Annotated in this window: 15 protein-coding genes and 1 riboswitch; of the genes, 11 read left to right on the top strand and 4 right to left on the bottom strand. The window is 48.7% G+C overall.

The window, feature by feature from the left end; all coding sequences use genetic code 11:
* Nucleotides 1-3: 3 nt before the first annotated feature.
* The 5 genes from C3B52_RS03520 to C3B52_RS03500 are packed head-to-tail and all read left to right on the top strand — an operon-like array spanning nucleotide 4 to nucleotide 4992.
* Nucleotides 4-1071 (top strand): ABC transporter ATP-binding protein, encoded by a 1068-nt coding sequence (locus C3B52_RS03520; protein WP_103104723.1) that lies wholly within the window; start codon nucleotides 4-6, stop codon nucleotides 1069-1071.
* Nucleotides 1071-2027: a carbohydrate ABC transporter permease gene (locus tag C3B52_RS03515; RefSeq protein WP_103104722.1), complete on the top strand. Its 957-nt coding sequence runs from the start codon at nucleotides 1071-1073 to the stop codon at nucleotides 2025-2027. The genes C3B52_RS03520 and C3B52_RS03515 overlap by 1 nt, the downstream gene beginning before the upstream one ends.
* 28 nt (nucleotides 2028-2055) lie before the next feature.
* A complete protein-coding gene (locus tag C3B52_RS03510; RefSeq protein ID WP_103104721.1) occupies nucleotides 2056-2883 on the top strand; it encodes a carbohydrate ABC transporter permease in 828 nt (275 codons plus the stop codon).
* Nucleotides 2884-2912: 29 nt separating this feature from the next.
* The gene (locus tag C3B52_RS03505; RefSeq protein ID WP_103104720.1) at nucleotides 2913-4241 is read left to right on the top strand and encodes an ABC transporter substrate-binding protein; all 1329 of its coding nucleotides are present in this window, start codon (nucleotides 2913-2915) and stop codon (nucleotides 4239-4241) included.
* A gap of 31 nt (nucleotides 4242-4272) precedes the next feature.
* A complete protein-coding gene (locus tag C3B52_RS03500; RefSeq protein WP_103104719.1) occupies nucleotides 4273-4992 on the top strand; it encodes a glycerophosphodiester phosphodiesterase in 720 nt (239 codons plus the stop codon).
* A 70-nt stretch (nucleotides 4993-5062) separates the two neighbouring features.
* Here the strand turns inward: C3B52_RS03500 and C3B52_RS03495 are convergent, their stop codons facing one another.
* The 3 genes from C3B52_RS03495 to C3B52_RS03485 all read right to left on the bottom strand — a co-directional run bounded on the left by C3B52_RS03495 (nucleotide 5063) and on the right by C3B52_RS03485 (nucleotide 10234).
* A complete protein-coding gene (locus C3B52_RS03495) occupies nucleotides 5063-7051 on the bottom strand; it encodes a methyl-accepting chemotaxis protein (RefSeq protein ID WP_103104718.1) in 1989 nt (662 codons plus the stop codon).
* 99 nt (nucleotides 7052-7150) lie between these two features.
* A complete protein-coding gene (ggt, locus tag C3B52_RS03490; RefSeq protein ID WP_103104717.1) occupies nucleotides 7151-8869 on the bottom strand; it encodes a gamma-glutamyltransferase in 1719 nt (572 codons plus the stop codon).
* Between the two features lie 181 nt (nucleotides 8870-9050).
* Nucleotides 9051-9139: riboswitch (cyclic di-GMP riboswitch) on the bottom strand.
* 153 nt (nucleotides 9140-9292) lie between these two features.
* Nucleotides 9293-10234, bottom strand: a complete 942-nt coding sequence (locus C3B52_RS03485; RefSeq protein WP_103104716.1) for an MBL fold metallo-hydrolase — start codon at nucleotides 10232-10234, stop codon at nucleotides 9293-9295.
* Between the two features lie 172 nt (nucleotides 10235-10406).
* Between C3B52_RS03485 and C3B52_RS03480 the strand changes: the two genes are divergently transcribed.
* From C3B52_RS03480 to C3B52_RS03470, 3 genes are all read left to right on the top strand, one after another.
* Nucleotides 10407-11006 (top strand): SET domain-containing protein, encoded by a 600-nt coding sequence (locus tag C3B52_RS03480; protein WP_103104715.1) that lies wholly within the window; start codon nucleotides 10407-10409, stop codon nucleotides 11004-11006.
* A 96-nt stretch (nucleotides 11007-11102) separates the two neighbouring features.
* Nucleotides 11103-12770 carry a glutamine--tRNA ligase/YqeY domain fusion protein gene (locus tag C3B52_RS03475; RefSeq protein ID WP_103104714.1) on the top strand — a complete coding sequence of 556 codons (1668 nt, stop codon included), beginning with the start codon at nucleotides 11103-11105 and terminating at the stop codon, nucleotides 12768-12770.
* 126 nt (nucleotides 12771-12896) lie between these two features.
* Nucleotides 12897-14231 (top strand): APC family permease, encoded by a 1335-nt coding sequence (locus tag C3B52_RS03470; RefSeq protein WP_103104713.1) that lies wholly within the window; start codon nucleotides 12897-12899, stop codon nucleotides 14229-14231.
* A 323-nt stretch (nucleotides 14232-14554) separates the two neighbouring features.
* On the opposite strand, the gene C3B52_RS36315 is transcribed toward C3B52_RS03470, so the two are convergent.
* On the bottom strand, nucleotides 14555-14692 hold the full coding sequence (locus tag C3B52_RS36315; protein ID WP_164684689.1) for a hypothetical protein: 138 nt from the start codon (nucleotides 14690-14692) through the stop codon (nucleotides 14555-14557).
* A gap of 137 nt (nucleotides 14693-14829) precedes the next feature.
* Here C3B52_RS36315 and C3B52_RS03460 point away from each other — a divergent pair, with 137 nt between their 5' ends.
* From C3B52_RS03460 to C3B52_RS03450, 3 genes are read left to right on the top strand one after another with little or no spacing between them, the layout of a single operon-like run.
* The gene (locus tag C3B52_RS03460; protein WP_103104711.1) at nucleotides 14830-15432 is read left to right on the top strand and encodes a QueT transporter family protein; all 603 of its coding nucleotides are present in this window, start codon (nucleotides 14830-14832) and stop codon (nucleotides 15430-15432) included.
* Nucleotides 15432-16274 (top strand): energy-coupling factor ABC transporter ATP-binding protein, encoded by an 843-nt coding sequence (locus tag C3B52_RS03455; protein ID WP_103104710.1) that lies wholly within the window; start codon nucleotides 15432-15434, stop codon nucleotides 16272-16274. Before C3B52_RS03460 ends, C3B52_RS03455 begins: the two co-directional genes overlap by 1 nt.
* Nucleotides 16271-17086, top strand: a complete 816-nt coding sequence (locus C3B52_RS03450) for an energy-coupling factor ABC transporter ATP-binding protein (protein ID WP_103104709.1) — start codon at nucleotides 16271-16273, stop codon at nucleotides 17084-17086. Before C3B52_RS03455 ends, C3B52_RS03450 begins: the two co-directional genes overlap by 4 nt.

The raw sequence follows: 17086 nt of genomic DNA, 5'->3' as shown, positions 1-17086 counted from the left end.
TCGATGGCACGAGTGGTGCTTACGCAAGTAACAAAAACGTTTCAGAATCAAAGCGTGGTCAAAGGTCTGGATCTGGTCATTCCTGACGGCTCCTTTACCGTTCTGGTTGGGCCTTCAGGTTGTGGAAAATCAACTACACTTCGCATGATCGCAGGTCTGGAGACCGTATCTAGCGGGCAAATCCAGATCGGTGACCAAACCGTAAATCAACTGCCGCCAGGTAAGCGGGACATAGCCATGGTTTTTCAAAATTACGCACTCTACCCGACGATGAACGTTTACGACAATATCGCCTACGGGCTCAGGAATCGTGGAGTATCCAAAAAAGAGTGTCAGGTATTGGTAGAAGAAATAGCAGAAATCGTGGGCTTGTCTTCTTATTTGAAAAGAAAGCCGTCGCAGCTCTCAGGCGGTCAAAGACAGCGCGTCGCACTCGCCCGGGCTATGGTGAAAAAGCCAAAGGTGTTTCTGATGGATGAGCCATTGTCCAATCTGGACGCCAAGCTGAGAAACCAGATGCGGGTAGAGCTGACCAGTCTACATAAACAGCTGGGAAGTACCTTTATCTACGTGACGCACGATCAGGTGGAAGCCATGACAATGGGCGATCAGATCGTCGTTATGAGTGACGGCAACATCATGCAGGTGGATGCTCCCATGGATTTGTATCAGGAGCCGGATAATCTCTTTGTTGCTCAATTTATCGGTTCGCCAGCGATGAATATTGTATCGGCAGAAGCCAAAAGCGAGCATTTGTGGGGGTTCCGCCCGGAAAAAGCAGTGTTACTGCCAGAGACAGTCTCTCCTGTTTCAGAAGACGATATGTGGGTAGCGCGAGGCCAAATCGTCTCCCGGGAAATACTTGGTTCGGACACGCTGTTCCATGTGGAGACGGAAAAAGGAAGGATCATTGTTAAAGCGGATACCGAGGTTTCTGGACAGCTTGGCGCGTCTGTAACCGTAACTGTCGCTTGGCCGCACATGTATGTCTTTGACCGGGTAAGCGGCAAGCGCCTAGGGCGTCTGAATGGAAGAGAGTACGTTTCGACTCGTGCAGGAGGGGTGAGCTGATGCGAAAAGCGGCAACCGCCCATGAGCTGCCGGGTACCAGCCAAGTGAAAGCAGAAGTGCGTAGGGCGCCCCTGGCTTGGCAGGATCTCGCATCGCGTCTCCGCCCGTATCTTTACCTTGCACCTGCCATGATATGTTTCATTCTGTTCTTTTTTTACCCGATTGGGTCCATTATCTATTTGAGCTTTCAGGACTGGTCGCTGATTAACCTGGAAGAAATGGAGTGGGTAGGGTTTCAAAATTACAGTGATCTGGTGGTGGACGCAGATTTCCGCCAGGTGCTGGGGAACACCGCGATATTTACCGTCGCGACTGTAGGACTGGGCCTGACGATTTCCTTTTTGCTCGCGTTGTGGCTCAATCGCAAAGCCAAAGTGTACGGCATCATTCAGGCGACAGTATTCAGCCCGCATATCATTTCGCTGGTTTCGGTCTCGATGCTGTGGATGTGGCTCATGGACCCGCAGTTCGGTCTCCTGAACGCAGCGCTGGAAGCTGTAGGACTTCCCGCTTATACCTGGTTGACTGACCCGAAAAGCTCACTCTTGTCACTTATCATTGTCAGCATTTGGAAAGGTGTAGGCTACAACACACTGATTTTCATAGCAGGGCTGCAAAGCATTCCCGGTGACATTTACGAAGCAGCAGCACTCGATCGCTCGCCGTGGTGGCGGACACTCACCCGCATCACTGTGCCGATGCTGTCTCCGACCATATTCTTTTTGCTCATTATCAATACGATCTCATCGTTTCAGGCATTTGACACCATTGCCATCATGACACAGGGCGGACCGATCAACAGTACGAATATGCTTGTCTACTACATTTACCAGCAAGGGATGGATTTCTATAACGGCGGGCTCGCTTCTGCTGCCTCTGTCATTCTTTTGATTCTGGTAGGCATTTTGACGGCAGTGCATTTCCTGGTGATGTCCAAACGTGTTCACTACCGTTGATGACAGGAAAAAAGAAAGGAGGAGCAGCATGAAACGAGTGAGTACAGCTTCACTCAAAACAGTGGAATGGATCGGGCTTTTGGTAGTGGCCATCCTGTTTGTATTTCCGTTTTTGTGGATGGCGACGACTGCCTTCAAAACAATGCCAGAGGTCAGGCAGTTTCCCCCGACTCTCTTGCCTGAGACGTGGGAGTGGGGCAATTTTGCCCATGCGTGGCAGTCAGGTCCGTTTCTTACCTATACGTGGAACAGCATACTAGTTGCCGTTGGAATCTTGGTGTTGCAATTTTTGACCGCAGTGCCTGCTGCCTACGCCTTTGCCCGCTACAAGTTTCCCGGACGTAACCTGTTATTCGGACTGGTTCTGATTGTGCTCATGATTCCTGGACAGGTGATCTTTTTGCCGATCTATGTTCAATTGAGCGGCTGGGGGCTGGTGAATACGCTATGGTCGCTTATCCTGCCTTATGCAGCTAGCGCTTTCGGGATTTTCCTGCTCCGTCAGGCGTTCATGCAGGTACCTGACGAAGTCATCGAAGCGGCGCGTCTGGACAATGCCTCAGAGTGGAAAATCATGTGGACCATCATGGTGCCGATGGCAAAGCCGGTGCTCGTTACATTCGGATTGTTCAGCTTCATTTATCACTGGAATGATTACTTCTGGCCACTGATCATGACCAACAGCGACGAAGTCCGCACGCTGCCCATCGGGATCTCCAGCTTGCATATGTCAGATGGGGGAACCTTGTGGAACGTCATGATGGCTGGGAATATGATCCTCATTCTGCCGATTCTTGTGATTTTCTTTGTGGCCCAGCGCCATATTATCAAAGCGTTTGTCTACCAATCCAAATAAACCATACCTTTTTGGGAGGAAACCAAATCATGAAATCTATGAAAAAGACCGGAACCATTCTATGTGCATTGGCTCTCAGCTTGTCAGGAGTGCTTGCAGGCTGCGGATCAACAGGAAAAGAACAATCGACTGGTACAGGTAGCACTTCTCAGCCAGCGGCAGCAACTGCCAGCAGCGGACCCGTTGAGATTGACTTCTGGTATGCACTCGGTGGCGTTCGCGGCAAAACAATTGAGGACATGGTCAAAAAGTTCAATGACACTCATAAGGATATTATCGTAAAGCCAGCTTATCAGGGGGCTTATCAGGAAAACCACTCTAAAGTCTTGGCATCTGTCGCAGCAGGAAACAATCCGGATGTAACAATGGTGGAGATCGCCTCTATCGCTGCATTCGCTGATGCGAAGGTATTGGAAGACCTGACTCCTTATTCGCAAGGCGATGAAAAGAAATACATTCCTGGTCTGATGAAAAACTCCTACTGGAAAGACAAGTTGTACGCAGTGCCTTTTAACCGATCCACACCGCTTCTGTACATAAACCGCGACATGCTTAAGGAAGCTGGCCTTGATCCGAACGGACCGAAATCGTGGGATGAGCTGGTCAGCTTCTCGCAAAAGCTGAGCAAGAAGGAGGGGGATAAAATTACCCGGTACGGATTCTCCACGCCTGTTGATATTTGGTTCTACGAAGCTCTTGTATTTCAGGGCGGCGGCAGCATCCTGAGCGAGGATGGCAAAGAGCTGACGATCAACAACGAAGCGGGCAAGGCGCCGCTGGAATTGTGGTCCAAAATGGTGAAGGAAGGCATTATGAAAAACCCTCCAGGCGAAAACTACAATGCATGGGATGTAGCAGAGCAAGACTTCCTGAACCAAAAAGTAGGCATGATTTTCACCTCAACCGGTTCCTTGACGGAATTGAAGAAAAATGCCAAATTTGACATGGGCGCGGCCTTCCTGCCAGCAAACAAAAACTTTGGTACACCAACAGGAGGAGCGAATCTCGTGATGCTTTCCAAGTCCTCTGATGCCGAGAAAAAGGCAGCGTGGGAATTCATGAAATGGATGACCGATACAGAGCAAACGGTTCCTTGGTCCATTGCTTCCGGTTATATGCCTGTGACGACAGCAGCAGTAGACTCGGCTGAAATGAAAGCATTCTATGAAAAAGAACCAAACTTCAAGGTAGCAGTTGACCAGCTGCAATACGGCTACCCTCGTCCAATGGCACCTGGCTACAAGGAACTTCAGGATGTCATCCAAAAAGAACTGCAACGTGCGATGCTCGGTCAAGCTAGCGTAGATGAAGCGTTGCAAACAGCAACGGACAAAGGCAGCAAGCTGCTGAAAAAATAAGGTAATCGTGAGCAAGAGAGGAGCATAAGACATGAACATTTGCATGGCACACCGCGGTTGGTCAGGCAAGGCCCCGGAGAACACACTCGCAGCAATTCGACTTGCATTGTCTGAGCCAGGTATTACAGCAATGGAGATTGATGTACAGCTTTCACGTGACGGTGTTCCTGTGCTGATTCATGATTTCACGCTGGAGCGCACAACGACTGGCAGTGGACTGGTTATGGACCATACGTTGGAGGAGCTGCGTGCGCTGGATGCAGGAAGCTGGTTTGGGGAGGAGTTTTCAAACGAGCGGATTCCTACTCTGGAAGAAGCACTGCTTGCGGTAAAAGGTCGCCTCACTTTAAACATTGAATTGAAGGCTACGAGCGATATGTATCCCGGAATTGCCGAAAAGGTGCTGGAGCTTTTAGAAAAACACGACATGAAGCAAGAGGTGTACATTACCTCGTTTGACCATGATTTGATTCGTCAGGTGAGACAGCTGGATCAAGAGGTCGTAACCGGATTGATTGTACTTGGCCGTCCGGTCCTGATGCTGGAACAGATGGAAGAGGCAGGAGCTACGATTCTCTCCATGGGTTATCCGTATTTGACTCGTGAGCTTGCTCTTGCTGCTATGGAAAAAGGATACAAGGTTATTGCTTGGACGCTGGATGACCCACACGATATACGTACAGTGATGTCATGGCATGCAGACATGCAGATTTGCACCAACCATCCTGATCGGATGCTGGGATTGATGTAGACGTAGGAAGACACGAAGAAAGCCGTCGGGAAGAGCAACCCGGCGGCTTTCCCATTTTCCAATGCTTGGTTTACAGCTTAAACCTGCTTACATGAGACTGTAGTTCTTCGGCGATTCTCGCCAAGTTGCCTGCCGAGGAAGTGACCTCTTCCATTGCGGCGAGCTGCTCTTCAGTGGCGGCTGACACGTTTTGTGTGCCATCAGCCGAGTTTTCCGCTACTTCCTCGATAAGGCTGACTAATTCTACGACCTGCTCCGTACCAGCGGACATTTGGACGGAGTACGTTTTTACTTCTTGAATCTGGCTGGCTACCTGTGAAACGGCATCCTGAATTTGCTCGAACGATTTGCCAGCGTTGTTTACAACCTCCAAGCCCAAAGCCACTTCTTTTGTGCCTTTTTCCATGGACAGGACAGCTTGATTCGATTCGAGCTGAATGGCACTGATGAGCTTTTCAATTTGCTGAGCGGATTGTGCTGATTGCTCAGCCAATTTACGCACTTCATCTGCGACAACGGCAAACCCGCGCCCTTGTTCTCCAGCTCTTGCCGCCTCGATCGCAGCGTTTAATGCTAACAGATTCGTTTGTTCGGCGATCGCTGTAATGACTTGGACAATTTGTCCGATTTCTTGCGAGCTGTTACCCAAGCGCTTGACGATTTCCGCAATATTGGTAACCGTATCATCGATGGAATGCATTTGCCTGACAACGACCTGAAGTGCCTGGTTGCCTTCGATGGCAATTTGTGATGCCTCAACGGCAGAATCAGCAGCGTACTGGGCATTCGTTGATACCTGCTTGGCACCACCGGACACTTCCTGCATGGCAGCTACGCTATTTTCCACGCTTTGCACTTGTTTTTCGGCACCATAAGCCACTTCCTGAATGGTTGTGGCGATTTGCTCCGTAGCCTTGCTCGTATGCTCTGCATTTACAGACAGTTGTTCAGCAGAGGAGGCGAGATCCGAAGCTGTAGCATTTACTTGTTGAATAATCGTTCGGAGGTTTTCGACCATCGTATTGACCGACTGAGAAAGGGCGCCGACTTCATCCTTGGTCCGGATTTGCAGCGGCTGAACAGTCAATTCTCCCTCTGAAATACGGTTAGCGACATTGGCCACTTCTACAATCGGACGTGTGATTTGCTGTGCGATGATGTAAGCGATAGCGCTCACGGCGACAACGACCGCGAGTACGATGACCATTGCCAGCGTTTCGACTCCTGAAACCGCTTCTGTGATGGAGGCGATCGGGATGTGCAAATACAAGCCAAAGTTTGTAGCTGGAATCGGGGAGTAGGTTACTACGTATTCCATCCCTGCATCCGTGTAATGGTAGGAAGCCTTTTCTGTTTTTTCTGCTGCCAAAATATCGGTTAAGCCTTGGGGAAGTGCGGATTCTGCAAGCGGCTTTCCGATCAGCTCCTGATTGGGGTGGTACTGGATTTGATTTTTGTTGTCGACAAGAATGGGGTATCCACCATCGCCCACACTCAGGCTTTGCAAAAAGGTAGAGGTAAACTCATCGACGTTGACGAGGCCGGTCAATACACCAAGCTTTTCTTTATTTGGCCCTGTAACGGGTGAAGCGACGATGATCGAGCGGTTTCCAGTTGTTTTGGCGATTAAAACATCAGAGAAGCTGGACTTGTCCTGCATGCCGTCTTTGAAAAACTGGCGCTCACTAAGATCGATTCCGATGCTGTTGGGAAAGGTGTCGGCTGTTACTTTTCCATCCTTGGATATAAACGTATTTCCGTCGTATAGCTTCATATCCTCGGTGAATTTGCGAATGAAACTGTTTTTCGCTTCTGCATCATCGGAGCCAATGTCTGAAGTGCGTGCAAGAATTTGCATCTCCGTCATGCGGCGGTCCAGGTATTGATTCATGGCGATGGCTGTACTATTGGTCAGATCTACAAAGGAATTTTTTTGTTTTTCAATTAGGATCGTCGAAAAGCTGCTGCTGATAAAAAATGTCGTGCCGACGAGTGGAATGATGGATACCAGGAGAAACCAAAAGATCATTTTTCGTTTGAGTTTGTTGAACAAAAACATCGGTTTTCCTCTCTTCTATCCCCAGTTGGTATGTGTTGCTAACAGTATGAAAGATACAAAGGTAGACTGCTGAGGACAGCTCAGCAGTCTGACTAGCAATTAATAGCCCATCGCTGCGCCTTCACCGCGTGGGTCGGCACCGCCAAACTTCACGTTGGTTTGTGGGTCGATGAGAATAGCGCCGGATTGTCCCATCGCATCGGTGTACGCTGCCTCCAATTTTTCGACTGGATGACCGCGCTTTACCAGCTCGTCGAGAACTTCTTGAGGAATACGGCTTTCTACTTTCAAATTGTTGGAGGATGATCCCCAGTTGCGTCCATGAAGCCATCTAGGTGCTTCAATCGCGTCTTGTACACTAAAGCCGAAGTCAATGATCCGCGTTACAAGGGCTGCTTGTGTTTGCGGCTGACCTTCGCCACCTTGTGTTCCATAGAGAAGATACGGCTTGTCCCCTTTAAACAGCATGGCAGGGTTGATTGTGTGGAACGTGCGCTTGCCTGGTTCCAGATGGTTGATGTGATTTTTGTCCAAAGAGAAATAGCTGCCGCGGTTTTGCAGAAGAACGCCTGTATCTTTTGCTACGATACCAGAGCCCCAGTCAAAATAATGGCTTTGAATGATAGATACTGCATTGCCATCCTTGTCTACGATACCAAACCATGTTGTGTCACCTTTTGGATCGAGTGGCTCAACAGCTTTGGCAGCTTGCTTCATATCGATAAGTGCAGCCATGTCTTTTCCGTGTTGCTTGGACAACAGATCGTTTACAGGAATATCTACAAATGCAGGGTCTGTCAACCATTTGTCACGGTCAGCAAAGGCTTGCTTGGTCGCTTCAACAATGGTGTGGTAGTAATCAGGTGTTCCTTCACCCATGCTCTTCAGGTCAAAATTGTTCAATACGTTCAAGATAGAGAGCGATGCCATACCTTGGGAGTTAGGCGGCACATTGTACGCTTTGTAACCACGGTAGTCGACAGTAATCGGATCTGCCCAAGTGGAGGTGTGCTTTTCAAAATCTTTCAACGTGAGCAGGCCACCATTTTTCTGCATATCTGCCACGATCTTTTGAGCGACCTCTCCTTTATAGAATCCGTCAGCCCCTTTTTTCGCGATGATTTGCAAGGTTTTGGCTAGATCCTTTTGCTTGAGAAGTTCGCCTGGCTGGTACGAATCACCGTTTGGCTTCAGGAAGATTTTGCGGAATTCATCAAAGCGTTGAAGATTTTTCAGATCATTGTCTGTTGGATCAGTAGCTTGCTTGGTCCAGTACACCTGGTTTGGAGAAACAGGGTATCCGTTTTCTGCGTAGCCAATGGCTGGCTCAAGCAGCCTGCTCCAAGAGAGCTTGTTGTTGCCCATGTTTTTATGAGCGTAGTTGTAAGCTTCCCACCAGCCTGAAACTACGCCAGGCACGGTGTTTGCTGATTCGTAGCCACGAGAAGGAATTTTTTCATAGCCTTTGCCCGTGTAATATTCGATCGTCGCCTTTTCACCCGCGCGACCGCTACCGTTCAATGCTTTCAGTTCTTTTGTTTTGGCATTGTAAATGAGCCAGAAGTTATCTCCACCGATAGTGGTGTAATGAGGATAGACAACAGCCAGCGTAGAAGCGGCAGTAATCGCTGCATCCACTGCGTTTCCGCCATCTTCTAATGTTTTGAGTGCGGCAGCAGTAGCAAGATAGTGTGGTGTAGTTACCATTGCATTTGGTGACATGGATGTTGGGCGGTTAGCTGCTTGTACTGGCGAGAGTGTCGAGAGTCCAATTACACCAGTCAAGGCTATGGCTGATAGTTTTTTCCAGAGAGACATTCCGATGAAACCCCCTTCTGATTCGTAAAATGGTAATTCCCAAAAAACTCGTCTGCGTTTGTCTAGCCTCACCTCCTTTGATTGTGATGTAATAAAAAGACAAATATGGACAATTTTAGACAATTTGGGCGCAAAAAAAGACCAATGATATAGGATCATTGGTCTTGTCCTACATCAATATTTCGGTAGCTGGCAAGCATGCTCGCTGTTGCGAGGGTAGCCCCTGTAGCTTTGCGTCACCGGATTTCCCCGGGTTTGCCGATTCGATATCAATGGTTGATTATCAAAATTCTGATTCGTTTGTTGTGGGAAAAAGTTCCTACAACTCCTATTAGCAATAAATATAGACCATTTATCCGTTGGGGTAAATAAGAAAAAAATTTTTAATGTGGAAAAAATGGAATGTTTAGTTAATTACCTAGGTCATAATGTAGTGGATAGCTGATGGAACAAGTGCTGAAGGTTGCGTTCGTAAAGGCTTGGAACAGTCCACTTCCGGTACAGCTCGGGAATCGAAGCTCCTAGAATTTGCTCCAGCGATGCAAATGTTTTTGTACGTTCTGATAAGTCTAGTAAGTATTGCCGGAAGAGAGCAATATCCTTCTTTTCTCCTACAGGGCCATGTCCAGGCACTACGGTATGAAAGGACTGCTCACACAAGTTCTCCAAAATCTCAATCCATTCCACTACATTGCCGCTCTGGACACTGGGGTGGCTTTTTACAAATAAAAGGTCGGCTGCAAACATCACTTCATCGTCTGGCAAATAGAGGACAGAATCACAGGCACTGTGCCCATTTCCCATTGCTATGAATATAGCGGTTCGTTTACTGCCATGCAGAGTGAGAGAGCCGTCAAACGTAATCGTAGGAGGAGTAGGAACGACAGAAGATAGAGAAGCATCCATGGTGAGGAGATCGCCTAGTTGATCGGATAGCTCTTGCTGCTTCTGTTCGTCCGTTTCCTGCTCGAGTCTTTGCTTCACTGATTCAGGATATCCGGGATTGGAGCGGGCGAATTCGAGGAACTGCTTGCTACGCTCAATCATGAGGGTGCGAGTTGTTTTGGTAGAGAGGATCGCAGCGTCTTTGAACAATTGGTTGGCGCCAACATGATCCATATGAAAGTGAGAGTTAGCAACCATCGAAACGGGGCGGCCAAATAGCTGATGGGCTGCATCGAGCAAGGCTTGTCCCGCCTGAAGTGTGTACATGGTATCGAAAACGAGTGTCTGTTCGCCAAGATCAATGATTCCGGCGTTGCTCATCGCCCCAGCACCATTTTTAGCAATGGCAGCATAGACACCGTCAGCCACCTGTTCCAGGGTGAAATACGGGCTTTGAATAGGAGTGGTAGGAGACATCATGGCAATGGGACCTCCTTTGCTGAATGAGTGATATGGATATATTTTACAACAGCCTAAATTGATGACACCAGTCTAAAAAGGAAGACGGATAACGGTTACAAACGCACACCACTTTTGGCCGAACTGCTTATGATAATAAAAAGGCGACAGTGCCAAGGAGTGAAACAAAACCATGATGCATCCCGATACAGAACTGCGCTATATCAACGACGAGATCGGGTACGGTGTGTTCGCGACAAAATTTATTCCCAAAGGAACGATCGTATGGGCCATGGATGATTTGGATCAGGTATTAGACCCTTCCTTTGTGGAAAAACTGGACCCATTACGAAAGCAGGATGTGCAAAAATATTCGTTCAGAAACCAGTACGGGAAGTACATTCTGTGCTGGGATAAATCTCGGTACGTGAACCACAGCTTTTATGCCACATGTGTGGCGACCATGTACGATCTGGAGCTGGCAGCACGTGATATTTATCCAGGGGAAGAGCTGACGGATGATTATGGAACGCTGAATCTCGATGAACCATTCGACTGCTTGCCAGAAGAGGGCACGAGTCGTTCGCGTGTCATGCCGGATGATTTGCTCCGTTATTATCCGCAGTGGGATGAAATTGCGGCAGCAGCCTTCCAGCGATTTAACCAGGTTGAACAGCCGTTAAAGCATTTGATTCTCCCTGAGCATCAGGCAGCCATTCGGGAAATTACCGAGAAGGGACGCTCTCTCGATTCTCTTGTCCATCTTTATTGCGATCCGCATTGGCGAAAATAACAGGATTGCAGGAACCTACGGGCCGGATGACGGCCCGATTTTGTTGAACTCTGAGAGTAGAATCAGTATTATGGAATGTAAAGGTGAAGTGAAAGGTTGATTTCATTGGAAAACAAGGTAGCGTCATCCAATTTTATCCGCAATATTGTGGTCGATGACTTGCAAGAGGGAAAAGTAAAGGAAATCATTACCCGCTTTCCCCCAGAGCCGAACGGGTATCTTCATATTGGACATGCCAAAGCGATCATTCTCAATTTTGAGCTCGCACATGAGTTTTCTGGTAAAGCCAATCTGCGTTTTGACGATACCAACCCGGTAAAAGAAGACACAGAGTACGTAGAAGCGATCAAGCGCGACGTGCAATGGCTTGGGTTTGAATGGGACGGACTATTTTTTGCATCGGACTACTTCGAAGAGATGTACAACCGTGCCGTGCTGCTGATTAAAAAGGGAAAAGCGTATGTTGACGATCTTCCTGCAGAAGAGATGCGCAAATTGCGCGGAACGTTGACAGAGCCTGGCGTTGACAGTCCATTCCGAAACCGCTCAGTAGAGGAAAACCTGGATTTGTTTGCTCGGATGCGTCAAGGGGAATTCAAGGACGGGGAAAAAGTGTTGCGTGCGAAAATCGACATGACCTCTCCGAACTTCAACATGCGTGATCCGGTATTGTACCGAATTTCACATGCGCATCATCATAATACGGGTGACAAATGGTGTATCTACCCGATGTACGATTTTGCTCATCCGCTGGAGGATGCGATCGAGGGAGTCACTCACTCGCTTTGCTCACTGGAGTTTGAAGATCACCGTCCATTGTATGACTGGGTAGTGAGCGAGTGTGAGATGGAGCATGTGCCGCGTCAGTACGAATTCGCTCGTCTGAACCTGACCAATACAGTAATGAGCAAACGCAAGCTCAAGCTGCTTGTAGACGAGAATGTAGTAGATGGCTGGGATGACCCACGTATGCCGACCATTGCAGGCTTCCGCCGTCGTGGCTTCACACCGGAAGCAATTCGTACGTTTGCCCGTGAGGTAGGGGTAGCACGCAGCAACAGCATCGTCGATGAAAAGATGCTGGAGCATTTTATTCGTGAAGACTTGAAGCTAAAGGCGCCGCGTACGATGGCCGTCTTAAACCCGCTAAAAGTCGTCATTACCAACTATCCAGAAGGACAAGTGGAGATGCTGGATGCGGAAATCAACCCGGAAAATCCTGAAATGGGTAACCGCGAAATTCCGTTTTCCCGTGAAATTTACATCGAGCAGGATGACTTTATGGAGAATCCGCCAAACAAATATTTCCGCCTCTTTCCGGGAAATGAAGTGCGCCTGAAAAATGCGTACTTCATCAAATGCAATGATGTAGTGAAGGACGCTGACGGCAACGTTATCGAGATTCACTGCACGTACGACCCTGAAACAAAGAGCGGAAGCGGATTTACTGGTCGTAAAGTAAAAGGTACGATTCACTGGGTAAATGCGTCCGATGCCGTTCCGGCTGAATTCCGTCTGTACGAGCCATTGATTATGGATGGTGAGGAAACAGAAGGTACATTCCTGGACAATATCAACCCGAATTCCTTGGAAGTGCTGCAAGGCTTTGTGGAACAAAACATGAAAAGTACCCAGCCGCAAGACAAGTATCAATTTTTCCGTCACGGCTACTTCAACGTCGATCCTAAGGATACAACAAAAGACAAGCTTGTCTTTAACCGGATCGTTTCACTGAAAAGCTCGTTTGAACTGCCAAAAGCTTAAATGAAGAGAGAAGCAACGAACGCTGCCCATGCACAGGAGACTGTGCTCAGCAGCGTTTTTTCGTGATGTAACTTTTTTCGGGGGCGTGTATAATTATTCATGTCATAAATAGAAGGAGGACAGGTAGTGAACGGGAGAGCAGAGCTTACACGCAGCTTGAAGCTGTGGCATATTGTTGTAATCGGCTTGGGCTATATGGCGCCAATGGCCGTTTTTGATACGTTTGGTATTGTATCCGAAGAAACGGGTGGATTTGTTCCGGCTGCCTACGCAGTGACGCTTCTGGCGATTTTGTTTACAGCGTCTAGCTACGGGAAAATGGTCCGCATATTTCCTTCTGCTGGGACCGCATACACGTACACACAGCAGACGATTCATCCTTACGCTGGCTTTATGGTAGGGTGGGCTTCGCTGCTCGATTATTTGTTTTTACCCATGATTAATGCGTTATTGACGGGTGTTTACCTGTCGTCTGTTTTTCCAGAGGTACCGACAACATGGTGGATTATTGGATTTATTGTTCTGATTACTACTCTTAACGTTTTTCGTGTAACGGTTACAGCATCGATCAACTCGTTTCTCGTGCTTTTTCAAATAGCAGTTGTCGTACTCTTTGCAGGATTGGCAATTCGTGGGCTAGCCACTGGAGACGGAATCGGACAAGTCTTTGCCATCCGCCCGTTCTTTTCACCTGAACTGACTGTTGCGGCCTTGTTTTCCGGTGCATCGATTCTGTGCTTCTCGTTCCTCGGCTTTGATGCTGTTACTACTTTGACAGAGGAGACAGTTGATGCCAAAAAGACGATTCCCCGGGGAATTTTGTTGGTAGCGATGGCAGGGGGAGCGCTGTTTATTACGGCTTCGTATTTCATGCAGGCGTTGTTCCCGGATGTATCCGTCCTATCTGACCCAGAAGCTGCCTCTGCAGAAATTGCCCTTCACATCGGCGGCTCCATTTTTCAATTAGTGTTTCTGGCTGCTGCTTTATCGTCCACCCTGGCTTCCGGGCTGGTATCGGTAACGAGCGTCACACGACTGCTTTTCGCCATGGGGCGCGACGGCTTTTTGCCAAGAAAATGGTTCGGATACGTACATCCAAAGCTAAAGACACCACTGCTCAACGTTCTTCTCGTCGGTGCTTTGATGTTTGCTGCTCTGTTCCTGGATTTACTGACAGCGACCTCCTTTATCAACTTCGGAGCCCTGATCGCCTTTAGCTTCGTAAACCTCAGCGTCATCGCCTACTATATACGCAAACAAAAACGACTGCGGATGACAGAGTGGTGGAGCTACGTATTGTCTCCGCTCATTGGTGTAGCCTTCATCAGCTTTATGTGGATCAGTCTGGATATCAAATCTATGATTCTAGGAATCCTGTGGAGCTTCGTCGGACTCATCTATTTACTTTATTTGGTGAAAATCAGAGGTGCGAGATTAGACCTGATGAGGTTTGATGAGTAAAGTTATTTAATAAATAGCTCCTGAAAAATAGCAATCAAAGAGACAGAACGATTACCAATATATTAGGTAATGTTTTGTCTCTTTTTTACGTAGTATACATCCTGAGCTACCCACACCTGACAAAGGAGCGAAAAACGGGAGCAGCTCGTGAGAGGAAAAGGGAGAAAATGCGAAGGCCTTAGAGACACCTACCAAGGCGCAATGGAAAAAGCGAGACCTGCCTTTAGCGCCCACCTTGAACCAGCCTCCGTGAACATACTGCTTTGGGCGCGGGTCTCGCTTTTGCAATGGAGCCGTCCAGAGATGCCCCCATGCAGGTGTCTCTACGAGCCACAGGCATTTTCTCCCTTTTCCTCTCCTCTAAAGGCCCCGCCAGAGCGACGCACTGCTTTGGGCGCGGGTCTCGCTTTTGCAATGGAGCCGTCCAGAGATGCCCCCATGCAGGTGTCTCTACGAGCCACAGCATTTTCTCCCTTTTCCTCTCCTCAAAAAGCCCCGCCCGAGCGAGTCCCGGCTAGACGTCCCCCAGAAGAGAAGGTAAACTGGCTACAGGAATATTCCAAACTTTACTAGATTCCATTAAAGGAGGACTTTTCTCATGGTTACTTCACTCTTCCGTCGCAAATGGACGACGGTTGATTATGTACTGATCGTCGTCACAGCAGCTTTATATGCGGTTGCGATCATTATGCTTGCGAATATCAAGCTGATTCCATCCGTTCCGATCCGGCCGGCTAACGCTCTGCAGCCGGTGTTTGGCATGCTCTTTGGTCTGCCAGGATGCATTGGACTCGCCTTTGGGAATATGGTGAGCGATCTGTTGACGGGAAGTGCCCCGCCACATGCGGTTATTGTCGGATTTATCTCTAACTTTATAGGTGGATTTATCGGCTTTTTAGCAGTCAGTCACCCTGCTTTGAAAACGAAACGCAGTCTGATTCAATACTATTTATTCGTAGTGATTATCAGCTCCGCGGTTGTTGCATGCGCGATTCTCATTAACGTTGCGCTTGGTCTAACACCGATGGCTATTGCTGCGATGTTCATTCCGACGGTATTTTTAAACCAGGCGATTTCTACTGCCATTCTCGGTCCGATCCTGTTGAAGCTGCTCTATCCTTTTGTAAAGCGTTCGGGTCTATACCGTGGACGTCCACTTCAGGAATATAGCTATCTGGGAAATGAAAGCAGGGTGCTCTAGTGAAAAAAGAACCGCTGCTGCAAGCCAGGGAGGTACATTGGCAATATGAAGACACCGCAGCTCCTTCTTTGGCAAATGTGAATCTCGACCTGTATCCAGGAGAGGTAGTGGGCGTTGTTGGACCTGCTGCGGCGGGGAAAACGACACTTTTGTTGACTTTATCCGGCTTGATCCCGGCCAACTACGCAGGTCATTTTGTCGGGGAAAGAAAGACGCATGCGGAGCTCGGCATTGTCTTTCAGGACCCGGAAACACAGTTTATCGGTCTTACTGTAGAAGAAGAACTGGCTTTTTCGCTAGAGAATGTCGGATATACAGATGCACAAATCGAGCATCGCATTGGTGAGGTCCTGGAGCTGGTAGGCTTGCAGGGCTTTGCTGAACGCTCTCCATTTGAGCTGTCTGGCGGGGAAAAGCAGCGTGTTGCCATCGCGTCCGCATTGTCTCATGCGCCACAGGTCTTGCTACTGGACGAGCCGACCTCTGAGCTCGACCCATTGGGTGCACGGGAAGTATTTTCCCTCGTCCAGCGCTTGAAGCAGGAAAACGAGATGGCCATTGTTGTGTCTTCGCATGCCACAGAGGAGCTGGCTTCCTTTTGCGACAGAATGATTTTGGTGGCGGAAGGTAGAATCGTACTGGATTTGCCTGTAAGGGAGTTCTTTTCACAGGTCGACATACTGGATACCCACGGTATTTTTGTGCCAGAGGTTATTCGTCTCTATTTCATGCTGCGTGAGGCAGGCGTTCTGCCAGAGGTGCCCGACGTTTTGCCGCTGGATATAGAGGAGCTGTCACGACTCTATCGGGAAGCGCAATTGGTTAGGGAGGGAAGCTGGTGAGTACCGTCATTGCTTTTGAAGATGTGTGGTACGGATATGAAAAGGAAACGCCAGTCCTAAAAGGAGTCTCACTGACGATTGGGCGAGGCGAATTTATCGTGATCATTGGCGGGAACGGTTCGGGGAAAACGACCTTGGCCAAGCATTGCAACGGCTTGTACAAGCCGACAAAAGGTGTGGTAACGGTTAATGGGGAAGACACAAAGGATCGATCAGTCGCCCAATTATCAAAAACGGTCGCCTATTGCTATCAAAACCCGGACCATCAAATATTCCACCAGACGGTAAAGGCCGAGGTATCATTCGGGCCAAAAAACATGGGACTGTCCGCTGCAGAAATCGAACAGGTAGTAAATGAGGCGCTGTCGGCTGTCGGTCTGGCTCACATGGGAGATGCGGAGCCGTATTTCACCAGCAAGGGCACTCGTCAAAAAATTGCGGTAGCGTCGATTCTTGCCATGCGCCCTGATGTCATCGTATTGGATGAGCCGACTACCGGGCTTGATTACCGGGGGATGCAGGAGATGATGGAGCTCGTTCGACGATTGCATGAATCGGGTCATACGATACTCGTCATTACCCATGATATGCGTCTTGTTGCAGAGTACGCACAGCGCGTCATTGTCATGCAGCACGGAAAGGCCGTCTGCGATGGCAGCCCGGCACAGGTATTTGCAGAGCCGCAAATACTGGCTTCTGCACAGGTGGAACCGCCTGCCATCTATCGGTTTGGGAAAACGTCCGGCTTGGCTGATCCGATCCCGCTGACATATGCCGCGATGAAAAGAATGCTGACAGGGGCGGGAGACTAA

Source organism: Brevibacillus reuszeri (assembly GCF_002897295.1).
GTDB lineage: Bacteria > Bacillota > Bacilli > Brevibacillales > Brevibacillaceae > Brevibacillus > Brevibacillus reuszeri_A.
The sequence above is the reverse complement of the archived record's forward strand: the minus strand, read 5'-3'. Positions and strand labels throughout refer to the sequence as shown.

Excerpts from the sequence above, each read along its gene's own strand:
- C3B52_RS03520 (WP_103104723.1), top strand. The coding sequence starts at position 4 with ATGGCACGAGTGGTGCTTACGCAAGTAACAAAAACGTTTCAGAATCAA.
- C3B52_RS03515 (WP_103104722.1), top strand. The coding sequence starts at position 1,071 with ATGCGAAAAGCGGCAACCGCCCATGAGCTGCCGGGTACCAGCCAAGTG.
- C3B52_RS03510 (WP_103104721.1), top strand. The coding sequence starts at position 2,056 with ATGAAACGAGTGAGTACAGCTTCACTCAAAACAGTGGAATGGATCGGG.
- C3B52_RS03505 (WP_103104720.1), top strand. The coding sequence starts at position 2,913 with ATGAAATCTATGAAAAAGACCGGAACCATTCTATGTGCATTGGCTCTC.
- C3B52_RS03500 (WP_103104719.1), top strand. The coding sequence starts at position 4,273 with ATGAACATTTGCATGGCACACCGCGGTTGGTCAGGCAAGGCCCCGGAG.
- C3B52_RS03495 (WP_103104718.1), bottom strand. The coding sequence starts at position 7,051 with ATGTTTTTGTTCAACAAACTCAAACGAAAAATGATCTTTTGGTTTCTC.
- ggt (WP_103104717.1), bottom strand. The coding sequence starts at position 8,869 with ATGTCTCTCTGGAAAAAACTATCAGCCATAGCCTTGACTGGTGTAATT.
- C3B52_RS03485 (WP_103104716.1), bottom strand. The coding sequence starts at position 10,234 with ATGATGTCTCCTACCACTCCTATTCAAAGCCCGTATTTCACCCTGGAA.
- C3B52_RS03480 (WP_103104715.1), top strand. The coding sequence starts at position 10,407 with ATGATGCATCCCGATACAGAACTGCGCTATATCAACGACGAGATCGGG.
- C3B52_RS03460 (WP_103104711.1), top strand. The coding sequence starts at position 14,830 with ATGGTTACTTCACTCTTCCGTCGCAAATGGACGACGGTTGATTATGTA.